The organism is Sphingobium sp. TomTYG73 (assembly GCF_055394245.1).
On sequence record NZ_AP027339.1, the window covers coordinates 341,620 to 359,125 of the forward strand.

A 17,506-nucleotide genomic window follows, 5' to 3' on the forward strand; every position below is an offset into this window, starting at 1 on the left:
GATCTCCGGACAGAATTAGAGTGGTCGCGTGGGGGCCGCCCCCACCCCAACCCCTCCCCTGAAGGGGAGGGGCTTATTTTGGTGGCTCTTGGAGGCAGGGGATGGACGAGGAAATCGAGACGCTGGTGGTGCGGGTTCGGGCGGATACGCAGGGGCTTTCGCGGGATGTGGAAGCGATGCGGGGGGCGTTGGAAGGGCCGTTGGCTTCGGGCGCGGAGCGGGCGGGGCGGCGGATTGAGCAGGGGTTGTTGCGGGCGGTGCGCAGCGGGCGCTTTGGGTTTGAGGAGCTAAAGCAGGTTGCGCTGTCGGTGCTGGAGGAGATTGCGGCGGGGGCGGTGCGGTCTGGTGCCGGGAGTGTTGGCGGCGTGGGTGGTTCCTTGCTGACGTTGGCGGGGGCGGCGCTGGGCTTGCCGGGGCGGGCTACTGGCGGGCCGGTGTCGCCAGGGCGCGCCTATGTCGTGGGTGAGCGGGGCCCGGAACTGTTCGTGCCTACGGCTAGCGGACAGGTGATGGCGAATGGCGGCGCGGGTGGGCGCGATGTGCGGGTGAACATCGCCGTGCAGGGGCGTGGCGAAGGGTTCGACAATGCGCGGATGCTGGCGCGGAGCGCGCGGCAGGTGGCGCGGGCGGTCAGGGGGGCGCTGAACGGATGAGTGGGCTGGGCTATTGGTTGGCGGACGCGCGTCGGGGGCAGGAAGAGCGCTTCATGAAGCGTTTTGCGCCAACGCATTGGACGGTGAACTTTCCGCGGCCGATGATGGCGAGCGTCGTCACGACGGCGCCTGATGCTTTGCGGGTGGATGCGGTCTTTTATGGGTCCGGCGATCTGGCGGGGTTGATCTGGGAGGCGGAGGACAAGTGGAGCCATCCGCTGCTTGCCTATGAGACGGCTCGCGATTTTCGGGATTGCGTGCTGCGGTTCCGTTGGCGGAGCGGGGGGCTGAAGCGGCTGGACGAGGTGCATGGGCCGACGCTGACTATCGAGGGGCGGGATGCGGCGGGCACTCCGAGGTCCTGGTATGTGCGGCTTTGGAACTATGCGAACGGATCGGCGGAAGACGCTGAAGTTGTTTTGAATTTCGCTGATCTGGATGGCGGCTTCCTGCTGCCGGGAGAGGCTGACCCGGTTTGGGCGGGCGATGTGGACCGGATGTTCATTTCTCTTGCGCCGCCGGGCTATGATGCTGGGGTTACGGCTTTCGCGGCGGGGGTTGAGGGCTGGGCCGAGCTGTCGGCGATGCGCTGCGACGGCGCGGGGTCGGTGCTGAGTGTTGGCGATGTGATGGTGCCGGAACATGGGCTGTCGATGGCGACAGGCTATGATGATTGTTTCAACCAGACGCCTGAGCGGATTGTCGAGGCGATCCATGCGCTGGGCTATCGCGGCGACATCAATCATTATGTTGGGATGAGCCATTATTTCCGGCTCGAACCGCTGGGTGGGGGTTTTTATGTGAGCCTGGCGGGAGGCGTGTTGAACGCGCCTTGTGCGGCTTGGCATGCTGACTTTGCGGGGCGGGCAAAGGCTCTGGGGCTAGGGGTGATCTGGTCGCTTTCCTACGAGTTGCTGGACGCGCATTGCTGGAATGATTGGAAGCAACGCGCGGAGAATGGTGATGCGGCGCTGACGGGTTGGTCGCCGCCCTCGACTTTGCTGTCGCCTGCGCATGATGGGGCGATGAGCTATTTGCGGCTCGTGGCTGGGGCCTTTGTTTCCATTGGGTTGAGTGCCGGTATTCCGATCAAGTTTCAGGTCGGTGAGCCATGGTGGTGGGTGATGCCCGCCGATGGGCGGATCTGCATTTATGACGCGGCGGCGCGGGCTGCCTTTGGTGGGAGCCCGGTTTCGATCAGCGACGTGCGGGGTGTGTTGAGCGGGCCGCAAAAGGCTCTGCTGGATCAGGCGGGGGCGCTGCTGGCGGCGTCTACGGCGGCGCTGTGTGCGTGGGTGAAGGGGGTGGCGCCGGGGGCGGTGACGCATTTGCTCGCCTATCTGCCGACGGTACTCGACCCGCTCGCGCCGGAGGCCAAGCGGGCGAACATGCCGGTGGGATGGGCTGCGCCTGCCTTCGATGTGTTGCAGCTGGAAGATTATGATTGGGTGACGGAGGGGCGGCCCACGCGCACGTCTCGGGGGGTCGAGGTGGCGACGGCTAGGCTCGGCTATCCGGTGGAGGAGCAGCATTATTTTTCGGGCTTCGTGCTGCTGGCTGAGCAGGCGGCGCAGTGGCGGCAGATCGCTGACGCGGCGGAGGCGGCGGTGCGGCGGGGGACGGCGGCGACATTCGTGTGGGCGCTGCCGCAGGTGGCGCGGGATGGCTTCACCTGCTTCAGACTTCAGGGGGATGATGAGATGCAAGCCTTTGACGATGTGGCGTTTCCGATCGCCATTGGGCGGGACGCGAGCCTGTCGCCTGCTTTTTCGACGCAGGTGGTGGAGAGCCCGTCCGGGCATGAGCGGCGGAGCAGCGACTGGGCGGATGCGCGGCTGTCCTTCGATGCGGGGCCGGGGGTGCGATCGGAGGCGGATATTGTCGAGCTGATTGCCTTCTTCCGGGCGCGACGTGGGGCGGGGCGGGGGTTCCGTTTTACCGATCCTTATGATGATCGCAGCTGTGCGCCGGGGATGGTGCCGGGTTCGTTGGATCAGCGTCTGGGAACCGGGGATGGCGTGCGGACGGAGTTTCCGTTGCAGCGCTATTATGGCGACGGTGAGGAGGCGCAGGTGCGGCGCATCACCCGGCCGGTGGCGGGCAGCATTCGCGTGGCGGTGGATGGCGTCGAGCTGAGCAGCGGGTGGAGCCATGCGGGACTGGGCGTCATCGCGTTCGACGAGGCTCCGGCGGTGGGCGCGTTGCTGACGGCGGGGTTCCGTTTCGACGTGCCGGTGCGCTTTGCCGAGGACAGGCTGGACGTCAACCGCGCGACCTTTGCGGCGGGTGAGGCACCTTCGGTGCCGCTGGTGGAGATACGGGAATGAGCGGGTTGGAGGCTTTGGATAGGCCGCTGGCCACGCTCGCTTTTTGCTGGCGGCTGGAGCGGCGGGATGGGGTGACGATCGGGCTGACGAGCCATGACCGTGATCTGGAGATCGGGCATGTGCGCTATCGCGCCGCGCCGGGGATGACGCCTTCGGCCGTTCGCAGCGGGATTAGTGCGGAGGCGGGGGATACCGACTTGCAGGGCGCGCTGATTGCGGATGCGATCAATGAGGCGGATTTGATGGCGGGTCGCTGGGACGGGGCTGCGCTGGAGTTGCGGCTGACCGAGTGGGACGCGCCGGGCGAGATGTGGCTGATGCTCGCGAACGGCGAGATTGGGAGCGTGGCGCGCAAGGGCGGGGCTTTCACGGCGGAGCTGGTGGGGGCGATGGCGGCGCTGAAGGCTCCGGTTGCGCCCTCTACATCGCCCGATTGCCGGGCGTGGCTGGGGGACCGGCAGTGTCGTGTCGATCTGGCGGGGCGGCGTAAGGTCGTGGCGGTGTCGGCTGTCGATGATGTGGAGGTGAGTGCGGCAGGGTTGGCTGCGGCTGTCTATGCCTTTGGCACATTGCGGTGGCTGACGGGCGCCAATGCCGGAGCGGTGCAGGCTGTCGTGGATAATGGGGCTAGTGGGGTGACGCTGGCCGATCCGCCATGTTTTGCGGTGGCGGCAGGGACGCTGGCGCTGCTGACAGAAGGTTGTGACCGGCAGTTGGATACGTGTCGGACGCGCTTTGCCAATGTCGTGAATTTCAGGGGGGAGCCTTATTTGCCGGGGACGGACCTTCTGACGCGCTATCCGGGCGCGTGAGTGGCGTAATGGGGGACCGGATCGTGGCGGCGGCGCGCGATCTGGTGGGGGTGCCTTTCCGGCTGCAGGGACGCAGCAGGACGAGCGGCATCGATTGCGTTGGGCTGGCGGCTCTGGCGCTGAGGGAGGCGGGGCATCGAGGTACCGCGCCGCGAGGCTACGGGCTGCGGTCGGGCGATGCGGCTCTGGCGCGCGACTGGCTGGAGCGGGCGGGCTTGCAGGCGGTTGAGCGGGGGCAGGCGGGCGACCTGGCGCTGGTGCGGCCGGGGCCGTTGCAATTGCATCTGATGATTTTGGTCCCCGGCGGGCATGTGCATGCGCATGCCGGGCTGGGGCGCGTGGTCGAGACGCCGGGGCCTTCGCCCTGGCCCGTCATCGGCCATTGGCGGGCGATATAGGAGCAGACATGGCGACTTTAGTGCTGACGGCGCTGGGCACGGCGATCGGTGGGCCGCTGGGCGGTGCGATCGGCGGATTGATCGGCGGCAGCCTGGATCAGGCGGTGCTGTTCAAGCCCAAGGGTCGCGAGGGCAGGCGGCTGACCGAATTGCAGTTGCAGACGTCGAGCTATGGCGCGCAGATCCCGAAGCTGTTTGGTACGATGCGTGCCGCCGGATCGGTCATCTGGGCGACCGACCTTAAGGAAAAGCGCAACAAGAGTGGCGGTGGCAAGGGGCGGCCGAGCGTCACAAGCTACAGCTATTCCGCGAGTTTCGCGGTTGCGTTGTCGGCGCGGCGGGTGCGGGCGGTGCGGCGCATATGGGCGGACGGCAATCTGCTGCGCGGGGCTGCGGGGGATTTCAAGTCGGGGTTGGGTGCGTTCCGTCTGCATTTGGGGAGTGAGGATCAGGCTGCCGATCCGCTCATCGCTTCGGCGGAGGGCGTTGACCGGACGCCGGGGCATCGGGGCATCGCCTATGCGGTGTTCGAGGATTTGCAGCTTGCCGATTATGGCAACCGCATTCCGTCGCTGACCTTCGAGGTGGAAGCGGATGAGGGGGTGGTAACCATCGCGACGGTGGCCGTGGACCTGAGTGGTGGCGCGCTTGCTGCTGCCGCAGACGGGGCCGTCGATGGCTTTGCGGCGGGCGGAGCTGATGTGATCGATGCGATCGGCCCACTGGTGGAGGCATGGGATCTTGCCCTTGTTGCTGCTGAAGACGGACTGCGGCTGACCGGCACAGGGGGCGATGAGACGGGTGGTGAGATCGGCGCGGGCACTTTGTGCAAGCGTATCAATGGGCGGGCCATCGATGCCGTCGAACAGTCGGGGGAAAGCGCCGATGCGGTACCGCTGGCCCTGTCGCTGCGCCATTATGATGCGGCGCGTGACTATCAGGCGGGGGTGCAGCGCGTCAGTCGGCCGGGGACGGGGCGGGTCGAGCGCGGGATCGATCTGCCGGTCACCATGTCTGGCGATGCCGCGCGTCGTCTGGCGGCCCGTCATCTTGGTCATGACTGGACGGGCCGATCCGCCATGACGCTGCGGTGCGGGTGGGACGCCCTGCGCCATGAGCCCGGTGATCTGGTGACGGTCGAGGCCATGCCGGGCCGCTGGCGGGTGGAGGAACGGGAATGGGAAGCCATGGCCGTTCGGTTGGCGCTGCGGCGGGTGCCGGGGGCGGGAGGCGTCTTGCCTGCGGGAGCGTCCTCCGGCGCGATCGTGCGGCAGGCGGATGCGCCGCATGGACCTACCACATTGATGCTGACCGACCTTCCGCCGTTGCGGGAGGCGGCGGCCACAGCGCCCTTGATCGCTGCGGCGGCCAGTGGCGGGGAAGGGTGGAGGAACGCGGCCCTGTTCGTGATGAGCGATACGGGGGAAGCCAATCCGGTCGGCCGCACTGCGCCGCGCGCCGTGATGGGAGAGGCTGACGACGCGTTGGGGCAGGGGAGCTGGGCGCTGATCGATCTGGTCAACAGCCTGCATGTGACGCTGCTGGCGGCGGACATGGAGCTTGGCGACGCGGATGAGGCGGCTTTGGCGCAGGGACGCAATCTTTGCATGGTTGGACGGGAGCTTCTGCAATTTTCCCGCGCGGTGCAGACGGGCGCGGCGAGCTTCCGGCTGGAAGGGCTGCGGCGGGGATTGTTCGGGACCGAATGGGCTATGGATGCGCATGTCGCTGGCGAGCCGTTTCTGCTGATCGAGGAGGAGCGGCTTGCCGAACCTTTTGCAGCCCTGGGCAATGGCGAGATCGGCAGCACGTTGCGGCTTTCGGCGGTGGGGATTGGCGATGCGGAGCCGGTGGAGGCAGAGCTGACCGTCAGCGGGGAAGCGGTGACGCCGGTGGCGCCCGTTCACCTTCGCGCCGTTGCCGACGGGGCGGGCGGATGGAATCTGAGCTGGGTCCGGCGGAGCAGGAATGGCTGGCGCTGGATCAGCGGGGCGGATGTGCCGCTGGGCGAGGAGAGCGAGCGTTACGAACTGCGCGTGCTGGCGGATGGCGCCCTGATGCGCCGGATCGAAACCACATCGCCGTCATGGGCATATGACGCGGACGCATTCGACGCGGATGGCGGCGGCGCATTGACGATCGAGGTGCGGCAGATCGGCTCTTTCGCCCTGGGACGGGCAGCGCGGATCGTCTTGCCGCTTTGATAACCGACAATTGGAAAAAGGAAGTTCGATCATGACGAGCGATGCGACGCCCCGCTGGGCATTGCCCCAGCTTTTCGCCGGGCAGGCGCAGAAGGAAGTCTTTCACAACGAGGCGCTGGCGCGGATCGACATGCTGCTGCATGGCGCGGTGGAAAGCGCTGACGAGGATGTGCCGCCAACTTCGCCCGATGAGGGCCAGTGTTGGATCGTGGCGGAAGGCGCTTCAGAAAGCTGGTCGGGGCAGGATGGGTCGGTCGCCTGTTGGACTGGAGGCGGATGGCGGTTTGTCGCGCCGCGTGCGGGCTTGAGGCTGCGGGTCGTGGACCGGGGGCACTCGATGTATTTCGACGGCAGCGATTGGCAGGATGCAGCGGCTCGCAGCGACGGCTTCTATGTCGAGGGCGAGCGGATTGCGGGGGCGCGGCAACCGGCCATAGCCAACCCCGTGGGGGGAAGCTCCGTCGACAGTGAGGCGAGAAGTTCCCTGGTCGCGATTTTAAATGCGATGCGCAGTCACGGACTGATCGAACCATGACTTGAGGGGTGTCCATCTTTTACAATAGAGGCTCGCGGAAATGCTTGTGCTACCGGGCTTCTCGAGCCGTGTGATGTATTTGAGCAACAGTTTCACCAATTGTGGACTTGCCATGAAACTTTCTTGCCGATACATGGTTTCAGCAGTCCTTCGTGACACTTTTGAAAGGGGAATTCAAATGCGGAAGCTTGCCCTCGCGGCTGTGCTTGCCTCCTCCGCCCTGGCCACCCCGGCCCTGGCGCGTGATAACAGCTGGTATATCGGAATCGATTCCGGTGTTACCATTGTTGAAGATCAGGACATCACCTTCACGCCCGGTATCGATCCGACGACTGGTCTTGGCACTGCCAGCACCACGCTGGAAAATGTCGACTACCACAAGGGTTGGGACGGTGATGCGGTCATCGGTTACGACTTCGGCGGTTTCCGTCTTGAAGCCGAAGCTGGTTACAAGCGTGCCAAGGTTGACCTGGACAATAGCGGTTTCGGCGGTTCCGCGTCGGCCCTTTCGTTCATGCTGAACGGTCTGCTTGACTTCGGTTCGGACGACGGCCTGCAGGGCTTCGTCGGTGGCGGTGTCGGCGTTTCGCGCGCCAAGCTGGCCAATGACCTGGTCAACGACAGCGACACCGGCTTCGCCTGGCAGGCGATTGCGGGCGTTCGCTATCCGCTGACCAACAATGTTGACGTGTCGCTGAAGTATCGCTTCTTCAACCAGGACAACATTGATCTGGTTCCGGCCTACACCACTGCGGTGGGCGTTGCCGGTGGCGATGTCAGCACCAAGCTGCGTACGCACAGCCTTCTGCTGGGCCTGACCTACAACTTCGGTGGTGAACCGGCTGCTCCTCCGCCGCCCCCGCCGCCGCCTCCGCCGCCTCCGCCGCCGCCTCCGCCGCCTCCGCCGGTCGCTGAGTGCAGCCCCGGGCCGTACATCGTGTTCTTCGAATGGGACAAGTCGGACGTCACGCCTGACGCCGCGACCATTCTGGACAACGCCGTTTCGGCCTACAGCAACTGCGGCAGCGCCCAGGTCATGCTGGCAGGTTATGCGGACCGTTCGGGTTCGGCATCGTACAACGTCGGCCTGTCGCAGCGCCGTGCTGACGCGGTCAAGGCCTACATCTCGTCGAAGGGTATCCCTGACGGCGTGATCACGACCCAGGCGTTCGGTGAATCGAACCCCCGCGTCGAAACCGCCGACGGTGTTCGCGAACTGCAGAACCGTCGCGTGGAAATCACTTACGGTCCGGGTTCGGGTCAGTAAGCAAGATTTCCATCTTCGCGGATGGAACAAGGTTGAGGGGCTGGTCGAAAGACCGGCCCCTTTTCCTTTGCGGTGATCAGGCGCATCGACCAGCGAGTGGTTTCATTGCCACCGTCTGGCCGTCAGCGTTGGGGAGATCGCTTGGCATTGTGGACTATATGCGCAACAAATGGCGACTTGTTGCGTTCGCCAGCTAGAGTGCGCCGCGTCAGATCGAACGTGGGATGCGCACTTGGTTAATAGTTGCCACGTTGGCTTTGCCGAATACAGTTTCCCGCTTTTGCGCACGATGTTTTGATTCTTCACCGGGAGTGCATTGATCATGAAAAACGCCCTAATTGTCTTTGCGCCCCTAGCACTTTGCCTTACCGCCTGCACGAGCGGGGCTGTGAATTCCGCGTCGGCTGGGATGCCAAATGCACGCGCTGTCTTGTTGGCTGCGGACGGGTTGGCTCGGGGCGAAGCCAAGGTGACGGAAGCGACGGACGGCCTGCATGTCGATGTGCGGGCAAGCGGACTCACGCCTGGTGTTCATGCGGTCCATATCCACATGACCGGAACATGCACGCCGCCCGACTTCACCAGCGCGGGCGGCCATTGGAATCCAACCGCGCGCCAACATGGCCGGGATAACCCGGCGGGCATGCATATGGGAGACATGCCAAACCTGACCGTTGGACCGGATGGGACTGGGCGAATGGAGTTCGTGGTCCCCGGCGTGACCTTGCGCAGTGGGGCCAATGCGGTCCTAGACGCAGATGGCGCCGCCATCGTGATCCATGCTCAGGCGGATGACAACAAGACCGATCCTGCGGGTAACGCAGGCGGGCGCATTGCCTGTGGTATATTGTCCGCCGGTTGAAGACGCCCGCGGGCACGTATTTTAGAGAGCGGACGGGTCGGCAGGATATACCGCCGCCATCTCATAATGCGCTCCATTCTGCGTGAGGTGGCTTTCGAAAAGGGCAAATTCGTCCACCAGAAATGGAGGACTGGAAAGTCCGGCGTGATAGGTTAGGAACCCGTTCGTGCTGCCCCCGTTACGGCCGAAGCGGGCGAGAGTGATGTGGGGCAGATAGGCGCGTTGCTCAGCCGGAAAGCCCGCCGCAACACAGGAGCGGTCGATCTTCTGATGAAGCTGGTCGAGCGCATCGCGAGGTTGAACGGCTGCCCATAATGTGTCGGTTCGCCCTTTGCGCTCGAACTGTCCGAGGCCGGACAAGGAGATCGCGAAAGGAGCGAAGCGCACGGCTGCCAGCGCCTCGGCCAGATCGTTGGCCTGGTGCCGGTCGGCGTTTCCTACAAAGCGTAAGGTCAGGTGCAGTTGACCCTCGCTCTGCCATCGCGCGCCAGCGATGCCGCTCATCAATGACAATAAGCGCGCCCGGATTGGCTCCGGCGGGCGAATGGCGACGAAGAGGCGGTGCATGAGGCCATTATAGCGAGCCTGGGGAATTGTGTCAGCGGAAGCGGAGGAAGGGTGGAGTGGGTGCGCTGGAAGAGAAGGCAGGAAACCATCCTATGTCGTTAGAGCGTTCCAGTCGCTCTTCCCTTGAATTAGCGGCCAGATATGGCGATAATAGCAATGTCGGCGGAGTGCGCCGGTGAAGGAGATTATCTCATGGCCAATTGGTCTGACCCCCGCTCGAACATTGCCGGTTTCGGCGGGACGACGGTTGCGCGCGGCGAGGCTTTCGACGCTGGCCTGCGCAGCTATATGCTGTCGGTTTACAATTATATGGCGAGCGGCGTGCTGCTGACGGGCGTCGTTGCCATGCTGTTTGCCTCGAGCGGGCTGGCTTATCAGATCCTGGCTGGCCCCGGCATTCTCAAATATGTCATCATGCTTGCGCCGCTGGCGTTCGTGATGATCATGAGCTTTGGCATGAACCGTCTGTCGACGGTTGCGATGCAGGCCATGTTCTGGGCCTATGCCGCGATGATGGGGCTGTCGCTTTCCTCGGTCCTGCTGGTTTATACCGGCACGTCGGTGGCGCAGACCTTCTTCGCGACGGCGGCGGCTTTCGCGGGCCTTAGCCTGTGGGGCTATACGACGAAGAAGGATCTTTCGGGCTTTGGCACCTTCCTGATCATGGGCGTGGTCGGCCTGCTGGTCGCGTCGCTCATCAACCTGTTCTTGCGGTCGAGCGCGATGGACATGGTGGTCAGCTTTATCGGCGTGCTGCTGTTCGCGGGCCTGACCGCTTATGACACGCAGAAGATCAAGAGCATCTATGCGCATGTCGCTGGCACGGACATGATGGGCAAGTCGGTGGTGATGGGGGCGCTGAACCTCTATCTCGACTTCATCAACATGTTTCTGTTCCTGCTGCGTTTCATGGGTGATCGCCGCTGATCTTCCGGCGGCGGTGCCGAACATGAAAAAGGCCCGATGGCATGCGCCACCGGGCCTTTTTTCTTATGCCGGCTTCTGCATCTGCGCGATGAGGGCGCCGTCGAGTTCCTTCTGCCGCCTGTAGGCGGGGCGCTCACGGAGGCGGGCGGCGTAGGTTTCGAAGGCTGGGCGGCTGTCCATCGTGCCGAAGCTCAATCCCCAGTCGATCTGGGAGCCGACATAGACATCGGCCGCGGTGAACTGGCCGCCGCAAATCCATTGATCGCCTGACACGGCCTTCTCCAGCGTTGCGAGCGTCTGGCCATAGTTGCCGTAGCCCATGGAGCGTTCGCGGTCTTCAGGAACAGTGAGGCCCATCGCCTTGTTGGAAACAGCCGCTTCGACCGGGCCAGCCGCGAAGAACAGCCAGCGATAATAATCCGCCCGCTGATCCAGGGGCGGGGCGAGGCCCGCGTCTGGGAAAGTATCGGCCAGATAGGCGCAGATCGCAGCGGCCTCTGTCACGACCTTGCCCTGATGGACGATGGCGGGAACCTTGCCCATCGGATTGATGGCGAGATAATCGGCCGCCTTCATGGTGGTGCCATAGTCCAGGATGATCATGTCATAGGGCTGGCCAACTTCTTCCAGCATCCAGCGTGCGATCTGCCCGCGCGACATGGGGTTGGTGTAGAAGGCGATGTCTGTGGCCATGTGACTCTTCCCTCGTGAAGACGTGGTTGGAATTCGCGGGCGCCAGATTGGCAAATGCTGGTGGTGTCGGCCATTGGAATTTTGATTGTGGGTGGCCGTTCAGATCGCCTTTGATGTTGCGCTTGCCCACCCCCTAACCCCTCCCGCTTGCGGGAGGGGGGATGCGATCCTCCTGACGCTCGCAGGCTTTGCCCAAAAACAAAGGGCGGCCGTGGGAGCCGCCCTTTCATATCTCGTGCCTCGGCCTGCTTACTTGGCCGATTCCGCAGGCTTCGCCTTGCCACCCTTCTTGCCCTTTTTCGGAGCGGCCGGGGTGATTTCAAAAGCCAGCGCCTCGTCCTTCAGTCGGACGTGAACCTCGCCGCCATGGACGAGCTTTCCGAACAGCAGTTCCTCCGCCAGCGGCTGCTTGATCTTTTCCTGCATCAGGCGGCCCATCGGACGGGCACCGTAGAGCTTGTCATAGCCCTTCTTGGTCAACCAGCCCTTGGCATCGTCGTCCAGCGTGATGTGGACGTCGCGGTCGGCCAGTTGCAGTTCGAGCTGGAGCACGAACTTGTCGATGACCCGCGCCACGATCTCCGGCGGCAGATAGCCGAAGGGGACGATGGCATCGAGACGGTTACGGAATTCGGGGGTGAAGAGCTTCTTCACCGCATCCTCCTGCACATCGTCGCGGGTCAGTTCGCCAAAGCCGATGCTTTCCTTTGCCATGTCCGACGCACCGGCATTGGTGGTCATGATGAGGATGGTATTGCGGAAATCCACCGTCTTGCCGTGGTGATCGGTCAGGCGGCCATTATCCATGACCTGCAACAGGATGTTGAACAGGTCGGGATGCGCTTTTTCGATCTCGTCCAGCAGCAGGACGCTGTGCGGATTCTGATCGACCGCATCGGTCAACAGACCGCCCTGGTCATAGCCGACATAGCCCGGAGGCGCACCGATCAGGCGGCTGACCGAGTGCCGCTCCATATATTCCGACATGTCGAACCGCTGGAGCGGGATGCCGAGCAGATTGGCGAGCTGGCGGGCCACCTCCGTCTTGCCGACGCCCGTGGGGCCGGAGAAGAGATAGCTGCCGATCGGCTTTTCCGGATCGCGCAGGCCCGCCCGCGACAGCTTTATCGCGGAGGACAATATCTCGATCGCCCGGTTCTGGCCGAAGACGACGCGCTTGAGATCGGTGTCGAGCGAACCCAGCACCGACTTGTCGTCGGCCGAGACGGTCTTGGGAGGAATGCGCGCCATGGTCGCGATGACCTGCTCGATCTCCTTGGGCGTGATCGTCTTCTTGCGCTTGCTGGGCACCACCAGCATCTGCATCGCGCCGACTTCGTCGATCACGTCGATCGCCTTGTCCGGCAGCTTGCGGTCGTTGATGTAGCGCGCCGACAGCTCCACCGCCGCCTTGATCGCGTCGGGGGTGTATTTGACGTTGTGATGCTCTTCGAAGGCGCTGCGCAGCCCGGCGAGAATCTTGATCGTGTCCTCGATGGTCGGTTCGTTGACGTCGATCTTCTGGAACCGGCGCAGCAGGGCGCGGTCCTTCTCGAAATGGTTGCGGAACTCCTTGTAGGTGGTCGAACCGATGCAGCGGATCGTGCCGCCTGACAGAGCAGGCTTGAGCAGATTGGACGCATCCATCGCCCCGCCGCTGGTTGCGCCAGCGCCGATCACGGTGTGGATTTCGTCGATGAAGAGAACCGCATGCGGCATCTTCTCCAGCTCGGTGACGACCGCCTTCAGCCGTTCTTCGAAATCGCCGCGATAACGGGTGCCAGCCAGCAGCGCGCCCATGTCGAGCGAGTAGATCACCGCTTCCTTGAGTACGTCTGGAACATCGCCCTCGACGATCTTGCGCGCAAGCCCTTCCGCAATCGCGGTCTTGCCCACGCCCGGATCGCCCACATAGAGCGGGTTGTTCTTCGACCTGCGGCACAGGATCTGGATCGTCCGGTCGACTTCGGCGCTGCGGCCGATCAGCGGGTCAACCTTGCCCCGCATCGCCTTCTCATTGAGGTTGACCGTGAACTGCTCCAAGGCACTGTCCTTCTTGCCCTTGCTGTCCTGCGCCTTCTTTTCCTCTTCCGGAGCGCCCTTTGCGGCGCCTTGCTCCGGAACGGCAGTACCCTTGCCGACGCCGTGGCTGATGTAGCTTACGGCATCCAGTCGGCTCATATCCTGTTGCTGTAGGAAATAGACGGCGTAGCTCTCCCGCTCGGAAAAAAGCGCGACGAGCACATTGGCTCCCGTCACTTCATCCTTGCCGGAAGATTGCACGTGCAGGATGGCGCGTTGGACGACGCGCTGGAAGCCGCTGGTTGGCGAGGGGTCGCTGGACCCTTCCACCTTCAGGCTGTCGAGTTCACTGTCGAGATATTGGGTGACGGCGTCGCCAAGCTCGCCAAGCTCTACACCGCACGCCTGCATCACCTTCGAAGCATGCTCGTCATCAATCAGCGCGAGGAGCAGATGCTCCAGCGTCGCATATTCATGGCGGCGTTCCGACGCATGGGTCAGCGCGTTGTGCAACGTGGTTTCAAGGGCGGGTGCGAAAGATGGCATTTCTATTCTACTCCTGGCCCCAAAGAGGGGCTGACTTGAACCATATGTCGGCATTGCTCGACGGCGGATCAAGGAGGGGTCCCTGATCGCCGGAATTGCGAGACTGCCCGTACCCGGTGAAGCCCATTTCAGGGCCGCAGGGGGCGGGGCGCGGGTTCATCGCTTGAATAACGCCTCAGCACTTGATTTGTGGTTAACGGCGCTTTCAATCTTTGATCTGGTTCGGGCGATTTCACCCTCCAGCGCCGTGATGCGCTCTTCCAGATCGGCAAGGGATAAGGGACCCAAATCCTGTCGAAGCAGTTGGGCCAGCGGATCATCAATCTTGCGAGGCAGATCGTCGTCCATGTCCATGAATGCCAATGTTGACCGCCGGGGCGCCTCTGTCAATAAGGCCCTTAAGCCGCTTGTGATTTTCAGCCGCGGTGCCAGATTATTGCGGGGGATTGGCCATCATGGGGTTTGAAGCGGCACTGCCTGATGAAATGATGGCGATTGCCATTCCATCGCCCGGCGGCCCCGAAGCTCTGGTGGTTGAGCGTCGTCCGGTTCCTGCCCCCGCAGCGGATGAAGTGTTGATCCGGGTCGCCGCCGCAGGCGTGAACCGGCCCGATGTGTTGCAGCGGCAGGGCAAATATCCGCCGCCCCCTGGAGCGTCCGACATTCCGGGGCTGGAGGTTTCCGGCACGATCGTTGCGGCCGGCGGCAGCGCGGAACAACTGATCGGGCAGCGCGTATGCGCCTTGCTCACCGGCGGCGGCTATGCCGAATATGCGGTTGCGCCAGCGGGGCAATGCCTTCCCGTGCCGGACAGCTATGACATTGTCGAGGCGGCGGCATTGCCCGAAACGCTCTTCACCGTCTGGACCAACCTGTTCGAGCGTGCCTATGTCGTCGGAGGCGACACGGTGCTGGTGCATGGTGGGACCAGCGGCATCGGCACGATGGCGATTTCACTCTGCCGCCTCTTTGATATCACCATCATCGTCACCTGCGGCAGCGATGCGAAATGCGAGCAGGCGAAGGCTTGGGGCGCTCATCATGCCATCAATTATCGCGGCCAGGATTTTGTCGAAGAGGTGAAGCGCATTACCGCTGGTCAAGGCGTGCAGGCGGTTCTGGATATGGTCGGCGGCGACTATGTGCCCCGAAACTTGCAGTGCCTTGCCGAAGATGGCCGCCATGTGTCGATCGCGGTACTGGGTGGCGCGAAGGCGGAAATCTTCTTGCCCACGGTGATGACACGGCGGCTGACGCTGACCGGATCGACGCTGCGGCCCCGCTCCTCCGCTTTCAAGAGTCTGGTGGCCGACGAAATCATCCGTGAGGTCTGGAGCTTCGTGGAGGAAGGCAGGCTCCGTCCGGCGATGGACCAGCGCTTCCCCTTGGCCGAAGCGGCGCGGGCACAGGCGCGCATGGATGCGGGGGAGCATTTCGGCAAGATTGTCCTGACGGTTTGAGGGCCTGTTTGGGTGGATTGCGGTCATAGCTAATCCTCCCCATCGTGAGATGGGGAGGGGGACCGTTCGCGAAGCGAATGGTGGAGGGGAAATCTCACAGGTCGTGCCATTTTCCCCTCCACCAGCCTGCGGCTGGTCCCCCTCCCCACGCTTCGCGCAGGGATGATTTGGAATGTCCGCCAATGGCTATAAAACAGCCGATCACTTCTATTTCGCGATGCCGTAAAACCCCGTAAACCGTAGCATTTCCGTCACATTCGCTGCGGGATTGTAACATTGCGCCGCTAAGGATTCGGTCCCGAGGACAATAGCTCCAGGGGTTGCATCATGAATGCCATCACACGCCTGCCTTTCCTGGCGGACATGCACGAAGGCGCTCAACATTTCGACACGCCGGAACAGGGCGGCAAGCGCCGCCGTTACCGCACGGTCTGGATTTCGGACATCCATCTCGGCACGCGCGGCTGCAATGCGAAGCTGCTGATCGACTTTCTCGACAGCGTCGACAGCGAGACCATGTATCTGGTCGGCGACATCATTGACGGCTGGCGGCTCAAAAGGCGCTTCTACTGGCCCGCCGCGCATAATGACGTGGTCTGGCGCATCATGAAGCGTGCCAAGCGCGGCACTCGCGTCGTCTATATCCCCGGCAATCATGATGAGATGTTCCGCCAGTTCACGGGCCTCAGCTTCGGTGGGGTCGAGATCAGGCGCAAGGCGATCCATGAGACTGCGGACGGCCGCAAGCTCCTTGTCCTGCACGGCGATGAGTTCGACACGATCATGCTGGCCCATCGCTGGCTCGCCTTCGTGGGAGACGCCGCCTACGGCTTGCTGATGCGGCTCAACGTCGTGGTGAACGCGGTGCGCCAGCGCATGGGTCTGCCCTATTGGTCGCTCAGCAAAATGGCCAAGCACAAGGTCAAGAACGCCGTCGAGTTCATCTCCCGATTTGAAGAAGTGGTTTCGCATGAGGCGGGCGCACGCGGCGTCGATGGCGTAGTCTGCGGACACATCCACAATGCCGAAATGCGTGAGATCGGCGGCATCCAATATTATAATGACGGCGATTGGGTCGAGGGATGCACCGCGCTTGTCGAGCATTTTGACGGCCGTATGGAGGTGCTGCATTGGGCTGATGAAGTCGCGGCACGCGCCGTGGGCGATCAGGTGAGGATAGCCGCCTGATGCGCATCGTCATCGTGACCGACGCCTGGTCGCCTCAAGTGAATGGCGTCGTCCGAACGCTCCAGACCATCCAGGCGGAGCTGGAGGCGCGGGGGCACGCCGTCAAGGTCATCTCGCCCGATCTCTATGGCTCCTTCCCCTGTCCGACCTATCCCGAAATCCGCCTGGCCTTCGTGCGATCCGGCGTGGTGGGTGATGCGATCGCGGCCTTTGAACCGGATGCCGTCCATCTTGCGACCGAAGGGCCGCTCTGTCTTGCCGCGCGGCGCTGGTGCCTGCGGGGCGGGGTGCCATTCACCACTGCTTATCACACGCATTTTCCCGACTATGTCTCGCGCCGGACAGGACTGCCCGCGCGCTGGTTCTGGTCCTACATTCGCTGGTTTCATGGCCCGGCGCGGGCGGTGCTGGTCTCCACCCGATCGGTGCGGCAGCAACTGCGCGCCCATGGATTGGCGCAGGTGCGGCCATGGGGCAGGGGAGTGGACCTCTCCGCCTTCACAGCCGAGGCAAGGCCGCCAGCGATATTCGCCAATCTCCCGCGCCCGATCCAGCTCTATGTCGGCCGGGTCGCTATCGAGAAGAATCTCGAGGCATTCCTTGCCAATGATCACCCCGGCAGCAAGGTGGTCGTCGGCGATGGCCCGGCGCGGACCCAGTTGGAACGCGACTATCCCGACGCGCATTTCCTAGGCCCGCTTTTCGGTCAGGAACTGGCGGGTGCCTATGTCGGCGCCGATGTGTTTGTCTTCCCCAGTCGCACCGACACATTCGGCCTCGTCATGATCGAAGCGCTGGCATGCGGCGCCCCCGTCGCCGCTTATCCGGTCAGCGGGCCGGTGGACATCGTGACGCCCGAAACCGGCGCGCTATCCGAACGGCTGGAGGACGCCATCGCTGCCGCGCTGCGTTGCGATCGTGCCGCCTGCGCCGCCCATGGCCGCAGCTTCAGCTGGGAACGCAGCGCCGACGAATTCCTGACCGGCCTCCACTGCATCGATCCCGTCGTCAGAGACAGCGCGGCCTGACGCTTTTCCTTGCTCCA

16 protein-coding genes are annotated in these 17,506 nt (G+C 63.5%); 12 read left to right on the top strand and 4 right to left on the bottom strand.

The features are described from left to right. Window positions 1-101: 101 nt before the first annotated feature. The 8 genes from ACZ5TH_RS01885 (at window position 102) to ACZ5TH_RS01920 (ending at window position 9,058) form a co-directional block, all read left to right on the top strand. Window positions 102-653 carry a tail tape measure protein gene (locus tag ACZ5TH_RS01885; RefSeq protein ID WP_464794397.1) on the top strand — a complete coding sequence of 184 codons (552 nt, stop codon included), beginning with the start codon at window positions 102-104 and terminating at the stop codon, window positions 651-653. After that, entirely contained in the window at window positions 650-2,980 is a 2,331-nt protein-coding gene (locus ACZ5TH_RS01890) for a DUF2460 domain-containing protein (RefSeq protein WP_464794398.1), read from the top strand. The genes ACZ5TH_RS01885 and ACZ5TH_RS01890 overlap by 4 nt, the downstream gene beginning before the upstream one ends. Next, the gene (locus ACZ5TH_RS01895) at window positions 2,977-3,792 is read left to right on the top strand and encodes a DUF2163 domain-containing protein (protein WP_464794399.1); all 816 of its coding nucleotides are present in this window, start codon (window positions 2,977-2,979) and stop codon (window positions 3,790-3,792) included. The genes ACZ5TH_RS01890 and ACZ5TH_RS01895 overlap by 4 nt, the downstream gene beginning before the upstream one ends. An 8-nt stretch (window positions 3,793-3,800) precedes the next feature. Continuing rightward, the gene (locus tag ACZ5TH_RS01900) at window positions 3,801-4,190 is read left to right on the top strand and encodes a peptidoglycan endopeptidase (protein ID WP_464794400.1); all 390 of its coding nucleotides are present in this window, start codon (window positions 3,801-3,803) and stop codon (window positions 4,188-4,190) included. 8 nt (window positions 4,191-4,198) lie between these two features. Continuing rightward, window positions 4,199-6,394, top strand: coding sequence for a phage tail protein (locus tag ACZ5TH_RS01905; protein WP_464794401.1), 2,196 nt, complete (start codon window positions 4,199-4,201; stop codon window positions 6,392-6,394). Between the two features lie 31 nt (window positions 6,395-6,425). Continuing rightward, window positions 6,426-6,929: a DUF2793 domain-containing protein gene (locus ACZ5TH_RS01910; RefSeq protein ID WP_464772003.1), complete on the top strand. Its 504-nt coding sequence runs from the start codon at window positions 6,426-6,428 to the stop codon at window positions 6,927-6,929. Window positions 6,930-7,107: 178 nt separating this feature from the next. Next, window positions 7,108-8,196, top strand: coding sequence for an OmpA family protein (locus ACZ5TH_RS01915; protein WP_464772004.1), 1,089 nt, complete (start codon window positions 7,108-7,110; stop codon window positions 8,194-8,196). 322 nt (window positions 8,197-8,518) lie between these two features. Beyond that, window positions 8,519-9,058 (top strand): superoxide dismutase family protein, encoded by a 540-nt coding sequence (locus ACZ5TH_RS01920; protein WP_464794402.1) that lies wholly within the window; start codon window positions 8,519-8,521, stop codon window positions 9,056-9,058. A 21-nt stretch (window positions 9,059-9,079) separates the two neighbouring features. On the opposite strand, the gene thpR is transcribed toward ACZ5TH_RS01920, so the two are convergent. Next, on the bottom strand, window positions 9,080-9,625 hold the full coding sequence (gene thpR, locus ACZ5TH_RS01925) for an RNA 2',3'-cyclic phosphodiesterase (protein WP_464794403.1): 546 nt from the start codon (window positions 9,623-9,625) through the stop codon (window positions 9,080-9,082). A gap of 192 nt (window positions 9,626-9,817) precedes the next feature. On the opposite strand from thpR, the gene ACZ5TH_RS01930 reads away from it, so the two are divergent. Beyond that, the gene (locus tag ACZ5TH_RS01930; RefSeq protein ID WP_464794404.1) at window positions 9,818-10,552 is read left to right on the top strand and encodes a Bax inhibitor-1/YccA family protein; all 735 of its coding nucleotides are present in this window, start codon (window positions 9,818-9,820) and stop codon (window positions 10,550-10,552) included. A 63-nt stretch (window positions 10,553-10,615) separates the two neighbouring features. On the opposite strand, the gene ACZ5TH_RS01935 is transcribed toward ACZ5TH_RS01930, so the two are convergent. From ACZ5TH_RS01935 to ACZ5TH_RS01945, 3 genes are all read right to left on the bottom strand, one after another. Next, window positions 10,616-11,245, bottom strand: coding sequence for a glutathione S-transferase family protein (locus ACZ5TH_RS01935; RefSeq protein ID WP_464794405.1), 630 nt, complete (start codon window positions 11,243-11,245; stop codon window positions 10,616-10,618). Window positions 11,246-11,494: 249 nt separating this feature from the next. After that, on the bottom strand, window positions 11,495-13,813 hold the full coding sequence (clpA, locus tag ACZ5TH_RS01940) for an ATP-dependent Clp protease ATP-binding subunit ClpA (protein ID WP_464794406.1): 2,319 nt from the start codon (window positions 13,811-13,813) through the stop codon (window positions 11,495-11,497). A 156-nt stretch (window positions 13,814-13,969) separates the two neighbouring features. Continuing rightward, the gene (locus ACZ5TH_RS01945) at window positions 13,970-14,167 is read right to left on the bottom strand and encodes a DUF1192 domain-containing protein (protein WP_464794407.1); all 198 of its coding nucleotides are present in this window, start codon (window positions 14,165-14,167) and stop codon (window positions 13,970-13,972) included. A 101-nt stretch (window positions 14,168-14,268) separates the two neighbouring features. On the opposite strand from ACZ5TH_RS01945, the gene ACZ5TH_RS01950 reads away from it, so the two are divergent. From ACZ5TH_RS01950 to ACZ5TH_RS01960, 3 genes are all read left to right on the top strand, one after another. Beyond that, window positions 14,269-15,273 carry an NAD(P)H-quinone oxidoreductase gene (locus tag ACZ5TH_RS01950; protein ID WP_464794408.1) on the top strand — a complete coding sequence of 335 codons (1,005 nt, stop codon included), beginning with the start codon at window positions 14,269-14,271 and terminating at the stop codon, window positions 15,271-15,273. Window positions 15,274-15,600: 327 nt separating this feature from the next. After that, on the top strand, window positions 15,601-16,461 hold the full coding sequence (locus ACZ5TH_RS01955; protein ID WP_464794409.1) for a UDP-2,3-diacylglucosamine diphosphatase: 861 nt from the start codon (window positions 15,601-15,603) through the stop codon (window positions 16,459-16,461). Beyond that, on the top strand, window positions 16,461-17,489 hold the full coding sequence (locus ACZ5TH_RS01960; RefSeq protein ID WP_464794410.1) for a glycosyltransferase family 4 protein: 1,029 nt from the start codon (window positions 16,461-16,463) through the stop codon (window positions 17,487-17,489). The genes ACZ5TH_RS01955 and ACZ5TH_RS01960 overlap by 1 nt, the downstream gene beginning before the upstream one ends. Window positions 17,490-17,506: the final 17 nt, after the last annotated feature.

Bases quoted from the DNA above. Each gene is read 5' to 3' on its own strand.
- ACZ5TH_RS01885 (WP_464794397.1), top strand. From the start codon at position 102: ATGGACGAGGAAATCGAGACGCTGGTGGTGCGGGTTCGGGCGGATACG.
- ACZ5TH_RS01890 (WP_464794398.1), top strand. From the start codon at position 650: ATGAGTGGGCTGGGCTATTGGTTGGCGGACGCGCGTCGGGGGCAGGAA.
- ACZ5TH_RS01895 (WP_464794399.1), top strand. From the start codon at position 2,977: ATGAGCGGGTTGGAGGCTTTGGATAGGCCGCTGGCCACGCTCGCTTTT.
- ACZ5TH_RS01900 (WP_464794400.1), top strand. From the start codon at position 3,801: ATGGGGGACCGGATCGTGGCGGCGGCGCGCGATCTGGTGGGGGTGCCT.
- ACZ5TH_RS01905 (WP_464794401.1), top strand. From the start codon at position 4,199: ATGGCGACTTTAGTGCTGACGGCGCTGGGCACGGCGATCGGTGGGCCG.
- ACZ5TH_RS01910 (WP_464772003.1), top strand. From the start codon at position 6,426: ATGACGAGCGATGCGACGCCCCGCTGGGCATTGCCCCAGCTTTTCGCC.
- ACZ5TH_RS01915 (WP_464772004.1), top strand. From the start codon at position 7,108: ATGCGGAAGCTTGCCCTCGCGGCTGTGCTTGCCTCCTCCGCCCTGGCC.
- ACZ5TH_RS01920 (WP_464794402.1), top strand. From the start codon at position 8,519: ATGAAAAACGCCCTAATTGTCTTTGCGCCCCTAGCACTTTGCCTTACC.
- thpR (WP_464794403.1), bottom strand. From the start codon at position 9,625: ATGCACCGCCTCTTCGTCGCCATTCGCCCGCCGGAGCCAATCCGGGCG.
- ACZ5TH_RS01930 (WP_464794404.1), top strand. From the start codon at position 9,818: ATGGCCAATTGGTCTGACCCCCGCTCGAACATTGCCGGTTTCGGCGGG.
- ACZ5TH_RS01935 (WP_464794405.1), bottom strand. From the start codon at position 11,245: ATGGCCACAGACATCGCCTTCTACACCAACCCCATGTCGCGCGGGCAG.
- clpA (WP_464794406.1), bottom strand. From the start codon at position 13,813: ATGCCATCTTTCGCACCCGCCCTTGAAACCACGTTGCACAACGCGCTG.
- ACZ5TH_RS01945 (WP_464794407.1), bottom strand. From the start codon at position 14,167: ATGGACATGGACGACGATCTGCCTCGCAAGATTGATGATCCGCTGGCC.
- ACZ5TH_RS01950 (WP_464794408.1), top strand. From the start codon at position 14,269: ATGGGGTTTGAAGCGGCACTGCCTGATGAAATGATGGCGATTGCCATT.
- ACZ5TH_RS01955 (WP_464794409.1), top strand. From the start codon at position 15,601: ATGAATGCCATCACACGCCTGCCTTTCCTGGCGGACATGCACGAAGGC.
- ACZ5TH_RS01960 (WP_464794410.1), top strand. From the start codon at position 16,461: ATGCGCATCGTCATCGTGACCGACGCCTGGTCGCCTCAAGTGAATGGC.